The organism is Aliiroseovarius sp. S1339, from assembly GCF_023195695.1.
Lineage (GTDB): Bacteria > Pseudomonadota > Alphaproteobacteria > Rhodobacterales > Rhodobacteraceae > Aliiroseovarius.
The window spans coordinates 105138-125023 of record NZ_JALPQG010000005.1 but is presented as its reverse complement, the minus strand read 5'-3'; the positions used below and the strand labels follow the sequence as shown (position 1 = coordinate 125023).

General features: G+C 54.7%; 17 protein-coding genes. 7 read left to right on the top strand and 10 right to left on the bottom strand.

Annotated features, from left to right (window positions below):
• Window positions 1–195: 195 nt before the first annotated feature.
• Both MUY35_RS09135 and MUY35_RS09130 read left to right on the top strand, forming a co-directional pair.
• Window positions 196–2304: a YjbH domain-containing protein gene (locus tag MUY35_RS09135; protein ID WP_248366332.1), complete on the top strand. Its 2109-nt coding sequence runs from the start codon at window positions 196–198 to the stop codon at window positions 2302–2304.
• Between the two features lie 2 nt (window positions 2305–2306).
• A complete protein-coding gene (locus tag MUY35_RS09130) occupies window positions 2307–3041 on the top strand; it encodes a YjbF family lipoprotein (RefSeq protein WP_248366315.1) in 735 nt (244 codons plus the stop codon).
• Window positions 3042–3060: 19 nt separating this feature from the next.
• Here MUY35_RS09130 and MUY35_RS09125 read toward each other — a convergent pair whose 3' ends face one another.
• From MUY35_RS09125 to MUY35_RS09115, 3 genes are all read right to left on the bottom strand, one after another.
• Window positions 3061–4494 (bottom strand): mannose-1-phosphate guanylyltransferase/mannose-6-phosphate isomerase, encoded by a 1434-nt coding sequence (locus MUY35_RS09125; protein WP_248366312.1) that lies wholly within the window; start codon window positions 4492–4494, stop codon window positions 3061–3063.
• Window positions 4495–4622: 128 nt separating this feature from the next.
• On the bottom strand, window positions 4623–4838 hold the full coding sequence (locus MUY35_RS09120; RefSeq protein WP_248366309.1) for a hypothetical protein: 216 nt from the start codon (window positions 4836–4838) through the stop codon (window positions 4623–4625).
• Between the two features lie 158 nt (window positions 4839–4996).
• Entirely contained in the window at window positions 4997–5635 is a 639-nt protein-coding gene (locus tag MUY35_RS09115) for a CAP domain-containing protein (protein ID WP_248366306.1), read from the bottom strand.
• A 170-nt stretch (window positions 5636–5805) separates the two neighbouring features.
• On the opposite strand from MUY35_RS09115, the gene MUY35_RS09110 reads away from it, so the two are divergent.
• From MUY35_RS09110 to rfbC, 3 genes are all read left to right on the top strand, one after another.
• Window positions 5806–7140, top strand: coding sequence for a UDP-glucose/GDP-mannose dehydrogenase family protein (locus tag MUY35_RS09110; protein WP_248366303.1), 1335 nt, complete (start codon window positions 5806–5808; stop codon window positions 7138–7140).
• A gap of 46 nt (window positions 7141–7186) precedes the next feature.
• Window positions 7187–7822 carry a sugar transferase gene (locus MUY35_RS09105; RefSeq protein WP_248366286.1) on the top strand — a complete coding sequence of 212 codons (636 nt, stop codon included), beginning with the start codon at window positions 7187–7189 and terminating at the stop codon, window positions 7820–7822.
• A 73-nt stretch (window positions 7823–7895) separates the two neighbouring features.
• The gene (gene rfbC, locus MUY35_RS09100; RefSeq protein WP_248366283.1) at window positions 7896–8474 is read left to right on the top strand and encodes a dTDP-4-dehydrorhamnose 3,5-epimerase; all 579 of its coding nucleotides are present in this window, start codon (window positions 7896–7898) and stop codon (window positions 8472–8474) included.
• 60 nt (window positions 8475–8534) lie between these two features.
• Here rfbC and MUY35_RS09095 read toward each other — a convergent pair whose 3' ends face one another.
• From MUY35_RS09095 to MUY35_RS09065, 7 genes are all read right to left on the bottom strand, one after another.
• Window positions 8535–9359: a DUF2793 domain-containing protein gene (locus tag MUY35_RS09095; RefSeq protein ID WP_248366280.1), complete on the bottom strand. Its 825-nt coding sequence runs from the start codon at window positions 9357–9359 to the stop codon at window positions 8535–8537.
• A 104-nt stretch (window positions 9360–9463) separates the two neighbouring features.
• On the bottom strand, window positions 9464–13390 hold the full coding sequence (locus MUY35_RS09090) for a hypothetical protein (protein WP_248366277.1): 3927 nt from the start codon (window positions 13388–13390) through the stop codon (window positions 9464–9466).
• A 182-nt stretch (window positions 13391–13572) separates the two neighbouring features.
• Window positions 13573–14508, bottom strand: a complete 936-nt coding sequence (locus tag MUY35_RS09085; protein WP_248366265.1) for a glycosyltransferase family 2 protein — start codon at window positions 14506–14508, stop codon at window positions 13573–13575.
• A 22-nt stretch (window positions 14509–14530) separates the two neighbouring features.
• On the bottom strand, window positions 14531–15409 hold the full coding sequence (rfbA, locus tag MUY35_RS09080; protein WP_248366262.1) for a glucose-1-phosphate thymidylyltransferase RfbA: 879 nt from the start codon (window positions 15407–15409) through the stop codon (window positions 14531–14533).
• A 22-nt stretch (window positions 15410–15431) separates the two neighbouring features.
• Window positions 15432–16286 carry a dTDP-4-dehydrorhamnose reductase gene (gene rfbD / locus MUY35_RS09075; RefSeq protein WP_248366241.1) on the bottom strand — a complete coding sequence of 285 codons (855 nt, stop codon included), beginning with the start codon at window positions 16284–16286 and terminating at the stop codon, window positions 15432–15434.
• Window positions 16287–16310: 24 nt separating this feature from the next.
• The gene (gene rfbB, locus MUY35_RS09070; protein WP_248366238.1) at window positions 16311–17357 is read right to left on the bottom strand and encodes a dTDP-glucose 4,6-dehydratase; all 1047 of its coding nucleotides are present in this window, start codon (window positions 17355–17357) and stop codon (window positions 16311–16313) included.
• Window positions 17354–17605 (bottom strand): hypothetical protein, encoded by a 252-nt coding sequence (locus MUY35_RS09065; protein WP_248366235.1) that lies wholly within the window; start codon window positions 17603–17605, stop codon window positions 17354–17356. Before MUY35_RS09065 ends, rfbB begins: the two co-directional genes overlap by 4 nt.
• A 68-nt stretch (window positions 17606–17673) precedes the next feature.
• Between MUY35_RS09065 and MUY35_RS09060 the strand changes: the two genes are divergently transcribed.
• Window positions 17674–18852, top strand: a complete 1179-nt coding sequence (locus MUY35_RS09060) for a hypothetical protein (RefSeq protein ID WP_248366220.1) — start codon at window positions 17674–17676, stop codon at window positions 18850–18852.
• Window positions 18853–18894: 42 nt separating this feature from the next.
• Entirely contained in the window at window positions 18895–19884 is a 990-nt protein-coding gene (locus tag MUY35_RS09055) for a glycosyltransferase family 2 protein (RefSeq protein WP_248366218.1), read from the top strand.
• The last annotated feature ends 2 nt before the right edge of the window (window positions 19885–19886 follow it).

Genomic DNA, 19886 nt, shown 5'->3' with positions numbered 1-19886 from the left:
GGGCTTTTGTTAAGTATAGCCGACCGGATTTCGTTAAGGCTGGTAACGTGGCGTTACAAAGGTTAGAGGAACTGCGAGGCTATTCGTGCATTTGCGCGACAATCCACTGCAAACCGCTGATCCTTGTCGGTTTTACGTGATTTGTCCGTAAGGATCGCGTATTTGAACAAAAAAAGATGTTGAACGGAGATGGCAGTGAGCATTTCTCGGGTGGATTTTTGTAAACTGGCAGTCTTTGGTCTGACGGCGGCGATAGCTACGCCGGCTGTGGCAGAAGTTGGCACGCTAACAACAAGTTACACCATCTACGGGACGCCTGGTCTGATCGCGATGCCGACGGCCGAGGCTGCGGCCGACAGCGAATTGGCGTTCACCTATTCGCAGTTCGGGCCCAACGCGAACGGCACGCTGAGCTTTCAAATCACGCCCCGCCTGTCAGGCAGCTTCCGCTATTCGAAGATCGCCGATTTTCACCCGGTCGTTGGCGACTATTTTGACCGAAGCTTTGATGTCCGTTATCGCGTGCTGAACGAAAGCAAGTATTTCCCGGCCGTGTCCGTAGGTATTCGCGATTTCATCGGCACCGGCATTTATTCCAGCGAGTATATCGTTGCGACCAAGTCAATCGGCGACCGGCTGCGTGTGACCGGCGGTCTGGGCTGGGGCCGGATGGGCAGCTATGAACCGATTGGCACCATCGGCGGCGGGCGTCCCGAATGGAACTTTGGTCAGGGCGGCACCCTGAATGCGAGCCAGTGGTTCAAGGGCGATTTCGCGCCATTTGCCGGTGTGTCTTACAAGGTCAACGACAAGCTGACGCTGAAGGCGGAATACAGCTCGGACGCATACGTGCAAGAAGTTGCGGCCGGTGTGATGGAACATAAGTCGCCGTTTAACTTCGCCGTCGACTATCAGGTGTCACCTGCCATTCACGTCAACGCCTTCTATCTGGCAGGCGATACTGTCGGCGCAAATGTCGTTATTCGCCTGAACCCGCGTCAACCGGTGGCGCGCTCCGGAAATGAACGCGCGCCGTTGCCGGTCAAGCCGCGCCCCTCGCGCAGCAATGCAGACGCATGGAGCACGGGCTGGATTTCGGACCCGACCAACGAAACCGGTATCCGCAAGGCAGTTGGTGATGCACTGAATAAGGAAGGCATCACGCTGCAGTCCCTCGCGCTGGGCACGACGCGTGCCGAGCTGAAGGTCGATAACCGAAAATTCTATTCCCCGGCGCAGGCCGTTGGGCGTACCGCGCGGATTCTGACCCATGCCCTGCCGCCCTCGATCGAGACATTTGTCATAACGTTGGTGGACAAAGGCGTTCCGCTGTCCACAGTCACCATGCGCCGCAGCGATATCGAGCGGTTGGAACACGCGCCCGCCATTGACATGTTCAACCGCGTTTCGATTGATGAAGCGACGCCGCGCGCGGTTCGCAATTCGGAACTGGTCAGATCCGACAGTCGGTTCCGCTGGGCTCTTGCCCCCTATTTGGGGCTGAGTTTCTTTGACCCGGCAAGCCCGATCCGTGCTGATTTCGGCCTAAAGCTGAGCGGGTCATATGAGATTGCTCCAAATATTTTCCTGTCGGGGTCTGTGTCGAAAAGTCTGTGGGGAAATCTGGCAGAAGGCAAGGCAGGCTCTTCCAAGCTGCCACCTGTGCGGACACAAGGCTCGCTGTATGCCTCAGAAGGTGATCCGGCGATTTCTCATCTGACGGCAACCATGTACGGACGGCCCGGAAAGAACCTTTATAGCCGCGTTACAATTGGATATCTTGAAAGCATGTTCGGCGGCGTGTCGGGTGAGGTGCTGTGGAAGCCTGTCGACAGCCAGTTTGCTGTGGGTGCTGAGCTTGCCTGGGTCAAGCAGCGCGAGTTTGACCAGTTGTTCAGTTTCCAAGATTACAGCGTCGTTACCGGGCATGTATCGGCTTATTACGATTTCGGAAATGGGTTCACCAGTCGCCTAGATGTGGGTCGTTACCTTGCTGGTGACTATGGTGCAACGTTGTCAGTCGACCGGACCTTCGAAAATGGGTGGAAGGTCGGCGGCTTTGTGACCAAGACCAACGTGTCCGCAGAGGACTTCGGCGAGGGATCGTTCGACAAAGGTATCCGCCTGTCAATTCCGTTTGAGTGGGCTTTCGGCACCCCGTCACGTGGTGCGTCGACAGCAGAACTTAGATCGCTGTCACGTGACGGTGGCGCACGACTTGAGGTCGATGGCCGACTGTTCGAATGGGTCGATGAAGGTCACGGTGATGCCCTAGCTGCCCGTTGGGGCAAGTTCTGGAGATAAGTGTGTTCAGCCCTCTTTCCAAATTCCCCCTTCGTGCGGCAAGTCTGACGCTTTGTGCTGCGTTGGTGCTTGGCGCGTGCGGCTCGGACACGTCCGAAGTTGAACTGCCAAAAATTACCGCAAGCCTGCTGAAAAGCTCTGGCAAGCAACTTGGCGCTAAGCTGGGTGGGTCCAAAGGGACAAAGACGACGGGGGCGACCGCGGCTGCCGCTGATCCAAACGCTATTGTAAACAAGGCCTTGTCGGCAACCAAAGGGCCGATCGCACTGGTCGTTCGCATCGACACGAAGGCGGTTTTGGCGATCAGCCCAGTCGGCAGAAATGGCGATTACGTGACATGGGGAAGTGTGCTCGGCCAAGGGATGACGTTCAAGCGCGGTGTGCTGGCTAACACGCGGGGATTGGGCGAAGACCTGATGGCGTCGCGTATCGATCCGGCGGTGTCCGCAATCACCGGACGTCGGGCGGCCACTTATAAGCGCGAGCATTTCTATCTTGGCAATCTGGGTCAAAGTACAAACCTATTGGTTGATTGCACGTTGACCCGTGTCAAATCGGAACGTGTGAGCCTTGGGGCGATTAATTCTAACGCGGTTGTCATGAAGGAAAGCTGCAAGCGCGGCGAAATCTCATTTGACAACGTCTATTGGGTTGACGGGCAGGGGCGTGTGTTGAAATCCAGCCAATGGGTGGGACAGCGGATCGGCAGTCTTGCTATTCAGAACTTGCGACTGTGATCAACCGGAAGCGTTCGGGCTAGCTGCGGGCATAAGCGTCCTCGTATCGAATGATGTCGTCCTCACCCAGATAAGGGCCGGTTTGCACTTCGATCAAAACGGCATCGGTGACGCCATTGTTTTCCAGTCGGTGAACTTCGCCCGTTGGCACGTATGCAGACTGGTTCGCCGACAGTTCGATGGTTTGGTTGCCAATTGTCACGCTGGCAGAGCCTTCGACCACCACCCAATGTTCGGCGCGATGAGTGTGGGATTGCAGCGACAAGACACCCCTTGGGTGCACGGTGATAAGCTTCACCTTGAAACCCGGACCGGAAACCAATTCCTCGAACCATCCCCACGGTCGGAAATCTTGCGGTCGGATCGTGGCCTGCGGTGCTGCCTTGCTTTGCAGATAGCTTACGACCGCCCCAATGTCGTTTGAGCGACCGCGGTCTGCAACAAGCACAGCGTCCTTCATCGCCACGGCAACCAAATCGCGCAGCCCAACGCCGACGATCGTTTGCGCGGGGCTGTCGGACATAAGCAAGCTGCCTTCGCAGTCTATGCTATGGGCGTCGCCGATCGTCACGACGCCGGATTGCTCCGGGTCGGCCCCACATTCCTCGCGCCAGAACCCTTGCCAGCTTCCCAAATCAGACCAATGACCGTCATACGGCACCGCGCAGATATTGTCCGCGTGTTCCATGACGGCGTAGTCCAATGATATATCGCGCAGACCCTTCCACGCGGTCTTGTCGAGCCGTGTAAACCCCAGATCGAGCCTGCTGTGATCAAGTGCGGCTGACACTTGTGTCATGATATCTGGTGCATGGCGGGCAAACGCGTCTTGGATATCTGCGCAGTGAAACAGGAAAATGCCAGCATTCCACAGGTGGCAACCACTGGCCATCATGTGCGCGGCTGTTTGCAGGTCTGGTTTTTCCTTGAACGAAAGAACGGGTGCTGGCTGGTTAAGGTCAGTGTCAGTATTGCCAAGTTCAAGATAGCCATAGCCGGTTTCAGGTCGGTCGGGTTTGATGCCAAACGTGACCAACTTGCCGGATTTCGCAGCGGCCACGCCTTTTTCAACGGCGGCGATAAAACCGTCGGTATCGGAAATAAGGTGGTCTGCAGGGGCAACGATGCAAAGGGTGGTTGGATCTCGCTGTGCTTGCGCTTTAACTGCAGCAAGCACGGCACCTGCCGTATTACGGGAAAAGGGCTCAAGTAATATGAGCTCGGGCAGGGTGCCGATTTCACCCATCTGTTCGACGATATGAAAGCGATAGCTCTCGTTGGTCACGATGATTGGTCGCCCGAAACCCGGCGATTGAAAGCGCTGCACGGTTTGCTGAAACAAGCTGCGCGAGCCGTCGATTTTCAAGAACTGCTTGGGATAGCTTTCACGGGATATTGGCCAAAGGCGCGTGCCAACACCGCCTGCCAAAATAATCGGCGTGATCTTTTGCAATTCAGAGCGTCCTTCGCACCGATGAGCGGCGTTTCAGCCAATGGTGGAATCATGACCTCTGCAAACAAAAACGGCAAGCCCAGAAGGCTTGCCGTTTCAGATTGAGAACTTCTTGCGAAGTCTTCAAATTATTCCGATTCGTCGGTCGAGTCGTCCGAAGCAGCAATGATGCCAGCTACAACAGCCAGACCCAGCAGAGCCAGACCGGTGTTGCCGATCGAGCTACCAGCTTCTTCAACTACAACTACTTCTTCTTCCACAACTGCGTCGCCGTATGCGCCAGCGAAAGCAGGTGCGGACAGAGCGATCATGCCAGCAGCGGCAAGGGTCATCACTTTTTTCATGTTTCATACTCCATAATTAATTAGCGGGCAGCGCCGATTTAGCGAGCCGTCCATGTTTGTTTTGCATACCACGAATGCTATTGGAAGTCTGTTCTTGCATTCGATACCCCCCACGCGCAGAACTTCGCCGCCCTGTGGCAACGATGCAATAGTCCCCATTATCCAGCGAAGATATGGGTAAGGAAAACCGAACCACAGTACTTCGATCCGGGCTGAACACCGGCCCCAACACCGCCGTAACGCAGTTTTCGGGCAAGGATGTTCTTTCTATGTCCGGGTGATTCCATCCATTTTCGAACAATCAAGCTGGCAAGACTGTTATAACTATGCCGCCCGATCCTGCGCCCACCATTGGTTGTAAAATGGCACTGTTGAGACGAGCGAATCATGAATTTGTTGCCGTCGATGCCGTAAAGGTGGACCCAGCCAATGTTTTCCGCACCGGTGCGGAACCGAACACCTGATGCGCGCAGGCGATCTTTTAAGGTGCGGCTGAACGCGCCACTGGCCTTGTGGCTCAACTTCTGACTGCGCGCCATCCACTTGGAATGTCGCGCGGCCTGTTTTCTTAAACCAGATGCCGGGGCTAGGGCAGGAAGCCCGCGTCGGCAGCGTTCCGCGTTCACACGGGCTGCGACGGACTTATCAAGCAGAGTTTGGTTTAATCCCTTGATAGGAATGGCTTTTTCGGCGCCAGATATTTTCGGAACAGTACATGATGCCGCCGCAGCCACGGACAGTGAAGCAAGCGAAAGAAGCACCGCGGCGCCAAGGGTTTTTAGTGTTTTTCCGAGCATTTTTCAGGCCTATTCATCTTGTTACGCCCCGCAACGTGCAAACCTGCCATGGCACGGGCATGACGGGAATAGGGCGATGTCTGGATGGGCGAAGCTTCGCCGTCCGTTGACAGGGTTTGCGCGATGCATCATCCCGTCGTAGATTATCGAAAAACAGAGGTTTCGAGCCGATGAAAATTGCAATGATAGGCACCGGGTATGTGGGCCTGGTTTCTGGCGTGTGTTTTTCAGATTTTGGTCATGAAGTTATCTGTGTGGATAAAGATCCCGCCAAAATTGAAATGCTGGAAGCTGGTCGGGTGCCAATCTACGAGCCTGGTCTCGAAGATCTGATGGCGAAAAACGTTACAGCAGGCCGACTTTCCTTCACTCTAAACCTAAAAGAGGCCGTTCAGGGCGCAAAAGCGATTTTTATTGCCGTCGGCACGCCCACGCGGCGCGGTGATGGCCATGCGGACTTAACTTATGTGTTCGCGGCCGCCGAAGAGATCGCTGATTCGCTTGAAGATTATGCTGTCGTGATCACGAAATCGACGGTTCCAGTTGGCACCAACCGGAAGGTCAAACAACTGATCCAGAAAGCGCATCCCGACCTTGAATTCGACGTGGCCTCGAACCCGGAGTTCTTGCGCGAAGGCGCGGCCATTGATGACTTCATGCGCCCCGATCGGGTCATTGTCGGGGTGCAGAACGAACGTGCGACCGAGATCATGGCCAAGATCTATCGGCCGCTCTTCCTTAGGGATTTCCCGATTGTCATAACCGATCTGGAAAGCGCCGAGATGATCAAATATGCGGCCAACGCCTTTCTGGCGACCAAGATCACCTTCGTGAACGAAATCGCGGCCCTCTGCGAACGGGTCGGGGCAGACGTGAAGCAAGTGTCAAAGGGCATCGGTCTGGATGGCCGTATTGGCAACAAGTTCCTGCATGCCGGGCCAGGCTATGGCGGCAGTTGTTTTCCGAAAGACACAAAGGCGTTGGCGCGTATCGGTCAGGAAGCCGGAATGCCTATGCAAATCACCGAAACGGTGATTAACGTCAACGACGAAACCAAACGGCGGATGGTCGACAAGATCACCGATCTGTGTGGCGGCGCGGTTTCTGGCAAGACAATCGCCGTTCTGGGTGTGACCTTCAAACCCAACACGGATGATATGCGTGACGCGCCCAGCCTGACGATTGTTCCAGCGCTGATCGGAGGCGGTGCGAAAGTGCGTGTGGTGGACCCTCAGGGGCTAAACGAAGGTGAGGCACTATTGCCGGGTGCACATTGGTTCGAAGATGCGTATAAGGCTGCTCAGAATGCGAATGCTGTTGTGATCTTGACGGAATGGAACGAGTTTCGAGCCTTGAATCTGAAGCGCCTGGCCAAACGGATGGAAACGCCAAGAATGGCTGATTTGCGCAACATTTATTCGCCAAAGGATGCAAAAAAGGCCGGCTTTGTCGCATATTGCGCCGTTGGGCGGCGCGGCTTTGGACCGGATGGCTGGGATGGTTGAAGTCACGTATACTAAAGCCGAAGTAGGTGAGCGGGAAGAAGTGGGGATGAAGCGTCTTTTCGACATAGTTCTTGCGTTGGTGCTTTGCATTCCAGTGATCCCGACGCTTGCCGTGCTTTATGTCGTCGTCACGTTGCGTGACGGGCGACCGTTCATCTATCGCTCGCAACGGAATGCCACGTTCGACAAAACCTTCGACCTTTTGAAAATCCGCACGATGCGTACTGTGCCGGACCATGAAAATGTCGGCATCACGGGCGGCCACAAACAAAACCGCATAACACCCATGGGCAAGTTCCTGCGCGCCCACCGTCTGGACGAGCTGCCGCAAGTCTGGAACGTGCTGAAGGGTGAAATGAGCTTCGTTGGCCCGCGCCCGCCCGAGCCGCGATATGTTCAGGCGCGTCCCAACATCTATAAACAGGTGTTGCTGGATCGCCCCGGCATTACCGGACTGGCGTCGATCATTTTTCACAGTCACGAAGAAAAAATGCTGGCTGCGTGTGAGTCATTGCAAGAAGCCGAGGGCGTTTACCTTAGGCGCTGTGTGCCCCGCAAGGCCGCGCTTGACCACATCTATCACTTGAATAAATCACTGCGTCTGGACCTTTACATCCTGTACCTGACCGCAGCAAAGTTATTTCCCTTGCCCGGTCGGCGCGCAAAGCGCATCCGGGGTTAAGGCCTGAATTTCCTAACACGCCCGCTCGATAGTATTCACCGGCCGGGGTCACAATATTGATGGAGCCGCATCCATGAAGGTGGAAAAGACCAAACTTGAAGGTGTTGTGATCGTGACGCCTGCCCGCCACGGCGACAACCGCGGGTTCTTTAGCGAAACCTTTTCAACCCGCGCGATGGAGCAGGCAGGCCTACCGTCCACTTTTGTCCAAGACAACCTGTCACGCTCGGCCACCAAGGGCACAGTGCGCGGGTTGCATTGCCAAGCCCCTCCGCATGCGCAAACCAAGCTGGTGCGGTGTCTGCGCGGCGCAATTTTGGATGTTGCGGTTGATGCGCGTCACACATCCCCAACCTATGGCGAATGGGTCGCGGTTGAGCTGTCGGATGACAACGGCTCTGCCCTGTTGGTCCCTGCAGGATTTCTGCACGGGTTTATAACGCTGACCGACAATGTGGATGTTTTTTATAAATGCTCGGACCATTACGCGCCCGAGACAGAGATGTCCGTGCGCTTTGATGACCCGGACCTTGGCATTGATTGGGGCATCCCCGCCGATCAAGCCACGCTAAGCGGTAAGGACGGCGAGGCTGGGTCAATGGCCGAGTTTTCCACGCCGTTTGACCTTCACGGTGGTCCGCGCACGTCATAAGAAAACGCCCGCAAGGAAAAAACCTGCGGGCGCTTTTATTGGGGTGTCGGGGATAGTTGATCAGACGGCGCTTCCGTCGCGGACTTTCAGCCACGATGTTCCATCGCTGTAAGCGAGCTGCGCCCCGCCTGCGATATCTGAGACAAAGGCGATGCCGCCCGCGCCGACCGTGCTTGCGGCGGGCAGGTTGCCAATCGTCACTGGTGTCAACCGCATGACCCCGTCCACATCCAGCTTTGCCGCCGGGCTTTTACCAATGCCGACATCGCCCGCGCCAGTTGCGACGATGGCATCGTTCCAGCTGCTCCCATCCGCACTGGTTTTTACGCGAAAATCATCATCCCCTGTCAGTCCGAATTCGGCACGACCGGACCAGTTCGATTGAAACAACAGCGACGCAGTGTCGCCCGCGCTTGCCTTGTTGATCTTCAGCTGGTGCGAAGTGCCGTTATGGGACAAAAGCGTGGCATCCGCCGCGACCGCCAGCTTGTTGGTGGCGTCTGCGGTTGTGTTCACCCCGACAAGATCAAGGTTGTTTGTCGAACGCGCCGTGTCGACCCAAGTGACGCCGTCAAACCTGATTTCTTGTGCGGTGCTTGTGACGTCTGCGCGCCAGCCAGCCAGCGGTGTGATGAATTGCCAGACGCCATCCTGTAGCCACGTTACGTTGTGATCTTTGCCGGCCCAGTCGCCCGTTGCACCCGCGGGCACGATGTGGCGATCACCGTCGGTTGCCGCAGGCGGCGGGCTTAGCTCATCGGCTGAGGTCACGTTCAGTTGTACAAGGACATCTAAGATACGCACAGCTTCATTATGCGTGACATGCTTTTGCGCCTGCGCGGCTTGGATAAGGGGCAGTGATAATACGGGCGACGTGTCGGGCATATCGGGATCTCCGTTGCGAGTTTGCTTCCGACGATTGATCCGGTGAAAAGGTTAAAGAGAGCAGACCGAACAGCACGCACCAGCGCGCGGGTTGCCATGACTGATCAAAACCAGATCAGCGCGCCGTGCAAGTCGTCGAATGTCAAAATGTTCTCAATGAGCAACGTGTCACCATTGCCAAAATCGAGAAGCGCACCTTCCGATGTGATTTCACCATAAGACATTAGATTCTGATAGGGATCGTGATTTCCGCCAGCAAGTTGCGTAGTGATGCGCAGTTTGTCCTCGCGAATATCGAAGTCAGTTATGCGGTCATCACCTTCGGTGAAAACGAAGACATCTGCGCCAGATCCACCGATCAAAATGTCGCTTCCAGCACCGCCATTGATGCGATCGTTTCCGGCCCCGCCGTTCAGACGGTCGGCCCCTTGGTTGCCAAACAGCCAATCGTTGTCAGCGTTTCCGACCAGAACGTCATTGCCTTGCCCGCCGCGAAGGACATCGTTTCCGCGCGAACCATATAGCCAGTTGTCATTGGCATCCCCATAGAAAATGTCGCCATATTTCGTCCCATGGAGGATTTCGATATCGTAAAATTTGTCGCCAGCCATACTGCCGCCACCGAGGCCTGCGTATAACCAAACTCTTGCCGGAGAGGTTTCCCAGGTCATGATGACACTGTCCCGGCCTGCGCCTCCATAGAACCTGTCACTGCCGTGCCCAGCAAGCATCCGGTCGTTTCCGTCCTGACCAAACAGTGCGTCATTCCCACCGCGTCCGTGCAGAAGATCGTTTCCCGACCCGCCAAAGATCGCGTTCGCTAAACCGTTGCCATACAGTTGATCACTACTGGAACTTCCGATGATGTTTTCAAACGAAGCAATTCTGTCGGTTGCTGCGGCACCCCACGTCCGGTTTGTTGCGATATCTACACCGACCGCCTGCGAAAAACTTGCATAGCTGATCGTGTCTCGACCCGGGCCGCCATGCAACACATCTGCACCGGGCCCACCGTCGAGTGTGTCGTTGCCCGATTGCCCCAGAAGCCGGTCGGAATGGTCGCCGCCGAACATAACATCATCACCCGAGCCGCCGAGTAGCAGGTCGTGCCCGCCGTCACCATACAACGTGTCGTTGCCCCAAAAACCTTTCAGGATATCGTTCCCTCGCCCGCCGGTGATGGTGTCTGCGCCCAGGGACCCTATGATGTGATCATTGCCCGGGCCTCCTATAACCACTTCAATTGATTGATAAGATTGGCCGTGTGCCGCAAAGCCGCCTTTGCCGTTGGCAAGATTTACAGAAACGCGCCAAGCGGCTGTCGAAAAGTCTATTGTGTCTGTTCCGCCTCCCCCTATGAACTTGTCCTGACCTAGACTGTAGTGGAAAACGTCATTTCCATCCTCACCAAAGAGTGTGTCATTGCCAGCGCCGCCATCAATCACATCATCACCAGATCCACCCTGAATTAGATCGTTTCCCGACCCGCCGTTAAGAGTATCCTGGCCCGCGTTCCCCAACAGAATATCGTCGCCATCAAGGCCCGAAATGTTGTCGTCACCGCCGTCACCGGTAATTCGATTTCCCCCATTATCCCCGGTGATATTGTCGCCAAAGTTGGTTCCGATTAAATTTTCGATCGAGTGGAAAGTGTCACCCATGGCCGCGCCAGTTGCTGAACCAGTGGCAAGGTTGACCGTAATACTTTGTCCAGCCCGACGATAATCAGCGCTGTCCTGGCCGTTGCCTCCGTCAAGAAGGTCACCACCATCGCCGCCTTCCAGAATGTCATTGCCATTGCCGCCAAAAAGTTCATCATCTCCAGCGTCACCGGACAAGAAATCATCGCCATTCCCACCCAACAGGATGTCAGCACCGCCGTTGCCTTCGATGGTGTCCGAGCCACTGCCGCCGTTGATCACATTTGAACCTGCGTCCCCGGTCAGGCGGTCATTGTGGCCCGAACCCGTCAGCCCCTCAATGCTGATAAGAACGTCACCTGCGGCTGCGCCGGCAGTCAGCCCGGACATCAACGAAACCTGCACACCGCTACTCGCTTCGGTGTAGGCTGCGGTATCAAAGCCTTCCCCACCGTCCAACAGGTCGGCGCCCACGCCTCCGTGAAGGATGTCATCCCCTCTGCCGCCGCGAAGGCTGTCATCACCGCCGCCGCCCATAAGCAAGTCATTGCCATCACCACCATCTATGGTGTTTGCAGCATTGTTTCCGCCCAGTGTGTCGTCGAAGCCAGTGCCGATCAGGTTCTCGACCGAAAAATACATGTCTCCTGCCGCTGCACCGCTGGTGTTGTTAGTCAGCATATCAATCCATGCAGATTCGGTGGCCGCTTGGTAAGACACCGTGTCCGTTCCGTCGCCTCCGTTAAAGATGTCCGCCCCCTCAGACATCAGCATAAGATCGTCACCACCAAACCCGTTTAGTGTTTCTGTTCCTTCGTCGCCCTGAAGAATGTCGGCCGCGCCGGTGCCGTTCAGGGTTTCGGGGATGTGGTGAAAGCCGCTTGGCGGTCGGTCCAAAGATAACGTGTCTTCGGTCGTGAAATGGGACGCATTTAGCGAACCACCCCCATCGCGATATACATTCAGAACTTCGTTGCGATAGGTGATCTTTGCGCCCCATGACATCGATTGGATCGCAAGGGAATTCGCATCGTAAAGCATGAAATACCCAGACAAATCTATCTTGTCTGTTCCGGGCTGGAAGTCCGTAATTGTGTCCGGCATATCGTCGGCGGTTAACACGAAAATGTCCGCGCCATTGCCGCCGGTCATCGTGTCGACGCCGATACCATCAAGCAATATGTCATCGCCGTTCTGACCGAAAATGGCGTCGTTTCCCATACCGCCGGAAATCATGTCATTCGACGCGCTACCTGACAAAGTTTCGCCAGTGCTTTCGCCCATAATGGTTTGGCCGATTGGGCCGGGGTCGACATTGAAAACCGTAATACCCGCTTCCGTTTCGCTGGTTGCATATATGCGGATTTGCCCACCGACATAAGCCGCTGACAGCGACGCGACGTTCTGCAAAGAAGATGCGTTGGTGTCGGCGACCGTGTCTAACAAAACAAGGGTGCCACCCGGGGCGAGTGTAAACAACGACAACCCATCATCGGCCCCGCCAGCGATGATGAACAACTGGTCACCGACTTGCACTGACGTCATTTCAGTTACGGCGTCGAAGCGCGTCCAGTCGTTGTCGATCACATGATCAACAGGTTTCAGAGTTCCATCGTCAAAAACCTCCAGAACGGTCAGTGATGAAGTAAGAGCGCTGCTGAGAACGACGTATTTCGTGCCGGACACCTGACCCGTCACAAGGGACGTAGGGGCCGAGACCGGCAGGAACTCATCCGCGCTCAACGCTGTCACTTCGTGCGGTGTGCCGTTGGCGTCCAATCGATAGCTTTTGATGGAGTTGCTGTTTTGGCCGGCTGAAACTAAAAACGTGTCTCCCGCAACGTCGACGGTCACAAAGTCGACGATGTCCGCGGTATTGCTACCGCCGAACGAGCTGTAGCTGTTGACCAAGTTGAACGTGTTGGAAGCATCAACTGTGTAGTGATTAAAACCCTCGCTTGTCGCATTCGCTGCATATACGTGGGTGTCCGCACCGAGCGTCGTCGAAGTAAATGCAGATAAGTTACCTATTCCGCCCGAGTTCCACGAAATGGATGCTGAGTTGCCGAGTGAACCCGAAGGGTTGAGAGCAAACCCATCAAGCGTCCAGTCATAGGTTCCGTAGGCAACAAATTTCTCTTGGCCCGCATAATCCAAGAACTCGATCTGCGCGATGGGAGAGGACATTTCCGAATAGGAATACGCGGTCTGATCAATCAGTGAGGTTGCACCATTGGCCGCAATGGAAAACACCATTGCGCCACCGCCCATGCCAGTCGTGGTATAGAGATTTGTACCGCTGCCGTTTGTGGCAATGGCCATATCTGTTATGTTTGACGCATACCCCACACCGGGGCCAGAAATGACCCCGATGAACCCAAACTTGTTCACCTTAAACCCCGATCTTCACCCTGCAACAGAATTGCAGATATAGGGTGCCAAGCGGGGGTTAAGGTCTTCTATACGAAACAAGGCGCAGCCATGGAAAACGCTTACAGTTTATCGTTAAGGCGGCAAGGGCTGGGTGCCATGGCGGGACGGGATTGTCTCGCTCGCCAACGCAGGCCGGGCTGTCAAATTCGTCGCGCGAGCGACGCAAACCACAACGCGGCCGTGCTCGCACGGGTTTGTCGGTACAATTTCAACTTCGACATGCACTGCATACGCTGGCGAAGCGGCAGGTCGTGCAGGCTTGCAAATTCTTCAAGAACGGCTCGGTTTTCTTTGGTGAACCGATGCGATGATCGCCGCATTGCCGCGATGTTGATCTTGTTCCATTTGGTATAGGTGCCGCTGAGCAGCATCGCCATACGCTTCAGCTTGGCGCGTTTACTGTCATTTGCGCCAATCTGATTAACCTCATGCTGCCGATAAAGCAGCGCCGGTTCGTCGTCGTGAAAAAGCAACCCGCCCGCGCCAGAGACGATTTGATACGCCCACCAATCGTGGATGATAACCTTCTGCGCTTCCTGTGCTGCCTCTGCCAACAGCTTGGTTGCGGCCTTGTTCAAAACGATTGTGTTGCCCGCAGCGACGTTCTGGACCAGCGCGTTTCGAAAGCTAAGTGGTCGTGGCCGTGGCGCAGAGACACGTCGCCCCCCCAGTTGTTCGTCGGTGATCCACGTGCGCGCACAAAACAATGCGGGCTGATTATCATCAATGTTGCCCAATTTAGCCACAGCACGTTCAAGTTTTTGAGGAAGCCAAACATCGTCCTGGTCGCTAAAAGCTGCCCAATCGCCATCCTGTATGTGTGCGGGCAGGCGTTCGACCAGTGACATGAAGTTGGCAGCAGCCCCGTCGCGCGGCCCTTCCAGCACTTTCAGCCGATGTCCCTTGTTGGAGAATCGTTCCAATATCTCGCGCGTGCTATCAGTTGATCCATCGTCACTGACAAGGATGGACCAGTTCTTGTGGGATTGATCGGCGAAGCTATCAAGCTGTTCTTCCAAGTTCAGCGAACCATTATAGGTCGCCAGCATGATCGTGATATGTGGGTTAACGGACATCTACTTGTGAAGCTCGCGTTTGCTAAGACTGCTCGGCCAGTTTTAGCAAGTATCGACCGTAGTCGTTTTTTGCAAACAGCTCGGCGCGTTTGATCAGGTCTTCATTGGTAATCCACCCGTTGAAATGGGCGATTTCCTCAAGGCAGCCAACTTGTTGTCCCTGCCGTTTTTCCAGCGTCCGCACGAAGTTCCCTGCATCCAACAAGCTGCCATGCGTCCCGGTGTCAAGCCAAGCGTATCCGCGACCCATAAGCTGAACCAAAAGCTTGTCTTCGTCCAAATACGTCTCAAGTAGCGTTGTGATCTCAAGCTCCCCTCGGTCTGAGGGTTTCACGCTTTTGGCCCGTTCTGGTGCAGATCCATCAAGAAAATAAAGCCCTGTGACCGCAAAATTCGAGGCTGGCACATCTGGCTTTTCAATTATTGAATCCACTTTGCCGTTCTTATCAAAGCCAACAACGCCATAGCGCTCGGGATCTGCGACTTGGTAGCCGAACACAGTTCCGCCGTCGGTCTGCTGACTTGCATTCTGCAACATTTCCTGCAGCCCGTGCCCGAAGAATATATTGTCGCCCAGAACCAACGCCGATGGTGCGCCGTCCAAGAAATCTTCGGCCAGGATAAAGGCTTGTGCCAGACCATCGGGTGATGGCTGCGCGATGTATTCGAACCGCATACCCAACTGGCTTCCGTCACCAAGCAGGCGTTCGAATTGGCTTTTGTCATGGGGGGTTGTGATGATGGCAACATCGCGGATACCCGAAAGCATCAGGACGCTTAGCGGGTAAAAAATCATTGGCTTGTCATAGATCGGCAGAAGCTGTTTTGAGACACCCATCGTGATCGGATAAAGCCGCGTTCCTGATCCTCCAGCGAGGATAATGCCTTTTCGGTCCGTCATAATTCGATCCCTTGATCCTATCTCAGACATGGGTTTCTATGCCCAAATCTTTCAGAACTTTTATCAATCCCAACTTCCAATCGGGACACTTAATACCGAAATCCTTCTCTAAAGCCAGACAATCCATACGAGAGTTCAACGGTCGGGCGGCGGGTGTCGGATAATCCTTTGTCAGGATTTCTGTTACATCAACGTTGCGCCCAGCGAGCGCGAAGATTTCAGATGCGAACTTGCTCCAACTGGTGGCGGGTGCGCCAGCAAAATGAAATGTGCCGCCTTCCTGGCCCGAAACCATAGCGTCCGCCATTGTCAGCAGGGCACTCGCAATGTCTGCGGCTGGCGTAGGTCCGCCGATCTGATCTGACACGATGCTTAGGGCATCCCGTGTCTCAGACAGGCGCAGCATTGTTTTCACGAAATTGTTGCCATGCGAGGAAAACACCCAGCTGGTGCGCAAAATGGCGTGATGACCCGCGGCGGCGCGCACGCCTTCTTCGCCCAGAAGTTTTGAGCGACCATATGCATTACACGGCGAAACCGGGTCATCTGTGGCCCAGAAATGCTGCCCTTCGCCGTTGAAAACGTAGTCGGTCGAAACATGTAGAAAGGGGATGTTTTTGGCAGCCGCAGCTTGTGCCATGGTACTTGGCGCGTCGCCGTTGACGACGTTTGCAAGGGCTTCTTCATCTTCGGCCTTGTCGACAGCAGTGTAGGCTGCCGCGTTGATAACGACGTCGGCCTGCGCATCCTGAATGATAGACGCACAGCCCTTGGGGTCCGAAAGATCCGCGTCGTCCCGCCCAAGTGCGACAACATCTGCTTGTCGCGAAAGTTCTGTCGCGACTTGTCCTGTTTTACCAAATACGAGCACTCGCATCGACGTTCCTCCGCTCGGCTCAAACTACCCTGTTCCAAGACGGCTGCCGACACCGTCGCGATTTTGAAGCGCGCGCCACCAAGCCTCGTTTTCCAAGTACCATTCGACAGTCTTGCGAAGCCCTTCCTCAACCGTGACTGACGGCCGCCATCCGAGTTCATTGCGAATTCTGGAAGGATCAATCGCATATCGCGCATCATGGCCCGGGCGATCCGTCACGTAAGTGATGAGATCAGCATAACTGCCGCCTGCGCGCGGTCGCAAATCGTCGAGAATGTCACAAAGGGTCTTCACCAATTCCAGATTGGTGCGCTCGTTCTCACCGCCAATGTTGTAGGATTCACCGACCGCACCTTTCTGCAGGACGAGAAGAAGCGCGTCTGCATGATCTTCTACATACAGCCAGTCGCGGATATTCGTGCCGTCGCCATAGATGGGCAGTGGCTCGCCCGCCAGTGCTTTGATGATAATGACGGGAACAAGTTTTTCGGGGAAATGGAACGGCCCGTAATTGTTGGAGCAATTGGTAAGAACAACGGGCAGCTTGTAGGTTTCGCGCCACGCCCGCACCAGATGATCAGATGCTGCTTTCGATGCAGAATATGGGCTTCGGGGGTCGTAAGGCGTCGTTTCTGTGAATTGCACAGATGGGTCAGACGGCAATGACCCGAAAACCTCATCCGTGGAAATGTGATGGAAACGGAAGCTGTCAGGGCTGCCTTTGCTGACCCAGTATTTGCGCGCCGCTTCGAGCATATTGAACGTGCCGCTAATATTGGTTTCGATAAAGTCACCGGGACCATCAATGGATCGGTCGACATGACTTTCTGCGGCTAAATGCATGACAGCATCCGGTTGGTGGGTGTCGAAAACTCGGTCTACATCTTCGCGATTGCGGATATCGACATGTTCGAAGTGATAAAGAGGGCTTGCGTCAACGCTGGCAACGTTATCCAAACAAGCGGCATACGTAAGCGCGTCAAGATTGACGACTTCATGTCCCTGCGCAACAGCGTGGCGGATAACGGCAGATCCAATAAAACCGGCGCCTCCCGTGACAATCAATTTCATCTCAAAATCCTTCTCTGCCTTCTCAATGCCTTTTCGCGCGATTGGGTTAATCCGGTTTGCCAGCTATTCAGCAAAGCCAACAAAATCGCGACTAATCGAAAACCGGCCACTGTGACCTTCTGCCAAAAGTCGCCGCTGCGCACCAGTCCAAACTGGTTTGGCACCGCCCCAAGCTCACGCCAGCCCAGTGCGTCAACCAACCGGTGTGCAAGGTGAGGCGCATCACAAGCAGGTTCTTGCGGGGACATCGTTGTTATTGTCTCCTTTGGGTCATTACGATAGGAGACTGGCAAATACGTTGAAGTCAGAGAGCCCCATGAAAAACGCAAGCGACAATCAATCAAGCAGCAAGCCGGTGCTCGCGACCAAGGTCAAGAATTCTACGCTGAGAGCAACAGGCGTCACCGTCAAAGGTGCCCAGCGTACGATTGTTATTCTAGGGGTCGAAAGAGGCGGCACGTCGATGGTCGCCGGCGTCATCCGTGCACTGGGTGTGGATTTGGGTCGCTCCTTAGGTCACAACCACGAAGACCCCAGATTCCTTTCTGAAGACCTACAGGTCCTTAAGGACTATGTCGCAGAACGTAACGAAGCGGCGGATGTCTGGGGGTTCAAGATGCCGAAGGCGATCAAGAACCTGGAATTCTGGGACAATACCCTGAGAAACCCTGTTTATGTTATCGCCTATCGCAATCCGCTTGCCATTGCCGACAGCTGGATTCAGCGTGAAGCTGGCAAACTTGTTGGCATCATGAAGCGCATCCAAGTCTACCAAACAGCGGTGGTCAGTTTCTTGGAAACCACCAGTTCTCCGGTCTTGTTGGTCAATTACGAAAGGTCCGTCCAAAACAGAGAAGCCGGGGCGGATTTTGTCGATGAGCTTACCTCGTTTCTGGCATTGGACGTTCCCGACGCAAAGCGGGATCAAGCCGTCGCGATGATCACCGGCGATGGTGGTGGCTATGTCGATCTGCCCGAAGCCTATTTTGCGACCCAACGTGCTGAGCAACCCGCGACGACAAGCAGAATTCCGACAGTGCCGTCGGGCAATCACGCACCCGAAGCAGACGGTTGGATCAGCCAAAGCAAACCCGGACGGCTTTGCCCGAAATTGGAAAGGGAAGGCGGGGAAGCATTCCCACGATTTTTCCGCATGGAGCTTGACTTTCAGCCTGGCGAGAAATTCCAACTAGGCCACGATAAGATAATCATGTTCTATGCATTGCAGGGGCCGCAACGAGAGGTTCGCCGAAAGGCTATCGACCTCAAGCCCGGCCTGAACTTCTTTGATGTTGAAACAAGCGGTAAAGTGATGGATTTGGCCTTTAAGTCGAACAAATGTCCAAGCCGCTATCGGCTTGACGTTTCAGTTCTTGAGGCGGTGGTTGAAAATGTCGAAGACGATCAACAGTGGGTTGGCCAAGGTGAAGATGAAGGCTTGGTTGGGCGCTTCAAAGGCCTCAAAAAGCGCATCAACCGAAAACTGAAAAAGTAACCGATCATCTTGGGCATAGCAAAAAGCAAACTGGACATCGACTTGACCAAGTCCAATCTCAGACAATTTGTTTCGGGTGAGAACAGCGTATCTATCAATATTCCTGTGAAAAACGGGCTGCCGCATTTCAAAGACGTTTGCGAAATGCTTGCGCAGCAGGATTATGATTTCCCGTTCGAAGTGGTTTGCGTTGATAGCGGTTCCACCGATGGCTCTGACGCCTTGGCTGAGGCGAGCGGTTTTCGTGTTGTTCGGATTGATCCGAAAGACTTTGGTCACGGAAAAACAAGAAATTACGCCGCAAGCCTAAGCAAAGCTGACTATCTTGTATTCATCACCCACGATGCGATCCCGAATGATAAAGATTGGCTGTCGACCTTGATCGCGCCAATGCGAGCGGACCCGAAGGTCGCAGGTGTTTTCTCACGCCATGTCGCACATTCCGACGCTGACCCGTTTGTGACCTGGGAGCTAGAGCAGCACTTTCTGGGCTTATCAGACTTCCCGGTTGTCGAGATTGCCGACCGGGAAGAATACGACGCCAATGAGGGTCTGCAACAAATCTACCATTTCTATTCTGATAATGCGTCAGCTATGCCCCGTCGTGTCTGGAAGCAGCATCCCTATCCAAACGTTCAATTTGCAGAAGATCAGATCTGGGCAAAAGAAATAGTCGAGGCTGGATATCGCAAGGCGTTCGCTGAAGGCTCTGTCGTGCGCCATTCGCATAGCTTCGGTCCATTTGAGACATTGCAAAGAAGCTTTGATGAATCACGCGCGTTTCGAAAGCTTTTTGGCTATAGACTTGGTAAGTCCCCGATACATGTCCTTAAGAGCGCTGCATACTTAGCCAAGCGCGATCTGGGCCTAGCGGTTCGAAACGGATGGTGGAAATCCCATCCAAAAAAAACAGTCTCGCGGTTGTTCGAGGCATTCGCACGCCCCTTGGGGCATTATTTGGGTTCTCGCGACAGTTTGCCCGACTTTATCACGCGACATCTGTCGCGCGATGACTGGATAAGGAACCTTTGAGT

Bases quoted from the DNA above. Each gene is read 5' to 3' on its own strand.
- MUY35_RS09120 (WP_248366309.1), bottom strand. From the start codon at position 4,838: ATGAAAAAAGTGATGACCCTTGCCGCTGCTGGCATGATCGCTCTGTCC.
- MUY35_RS09115 (WP_248366306.1), bottom strand. From the start codon at position 5,635: ATGCTCGGAAAAACACTAAAAACCCTTGGCGCCGCGGTGCTTCTTTCG.
- MUY35_RS09110 (WP_248366303.1), top strand. From the start codon at position 5,806: ATGAAAATTGCAATGATAGGCACCGGGTATGTGGGCCTGGTTTCTGGC.
- MUY35_RS09105 (WP_248366286.1), top strand. From the start codon at position 7,187: ATGAAGCGTCTTTTCGACATAGTTCTTGCGTTGGTGCTTTGCATTCCA.
- rfbC (WP_248366283.1), top strand. From the start codon at position 7,896: ATGAAGGTGGAAAAGACCAAACTTGAAGGTGTTGTGATCGTGACGCCT.
- MUY35_RS09095 (WP_248366280.1), bottom strand. From the start codon at position 9,359: ATGCCCGACACGTCGCCCGTATTATCACTGCCCCTTATCCAAGCCGCG.
- MUY35_RS09085 (WP_248366265.1), bottom strand. From the start codon at position 14,508: ATGTCCGTTAACCCACATATCACGATCATGCTGGCGACCTATAATGGT.
- rfbA (WP_248366262.1), bottom strand. From the start codon at position 15,409: ATGACGGACCGAAAAGGCATTATCCTCGCTGGAGGATCAGGAACGCGG.
- rfbD (WP_248366241.1), bottom strand. From the start codon at position 16,286: ATGCGAGTGCTCGTATTTGGTAAAACAGGACAAGTCGCGACAGAACTT.
- rfbB (WP_248366238.1), bottom strand. From the start codon at position 17,357: ATGAAATTGATTGTCACGGGAGGCGCCGGTTTTATTGGATCTGCCGTT.
- MUY35_RS09065 (WP_248366235.1), bottom strand. From the start codon at position 17,605: ATGTCCCCGCAAGAACCTGCTTGTGATGCGCCTCACCTTGCACACCGG.
- MUY35_RS09060 (WP_248366220.1), top strand. From the start codon at position 17,674: ATGAAAAACGCAAGCGACAATCAATCAAGCAGCAAGCCGGTGCTCGCG.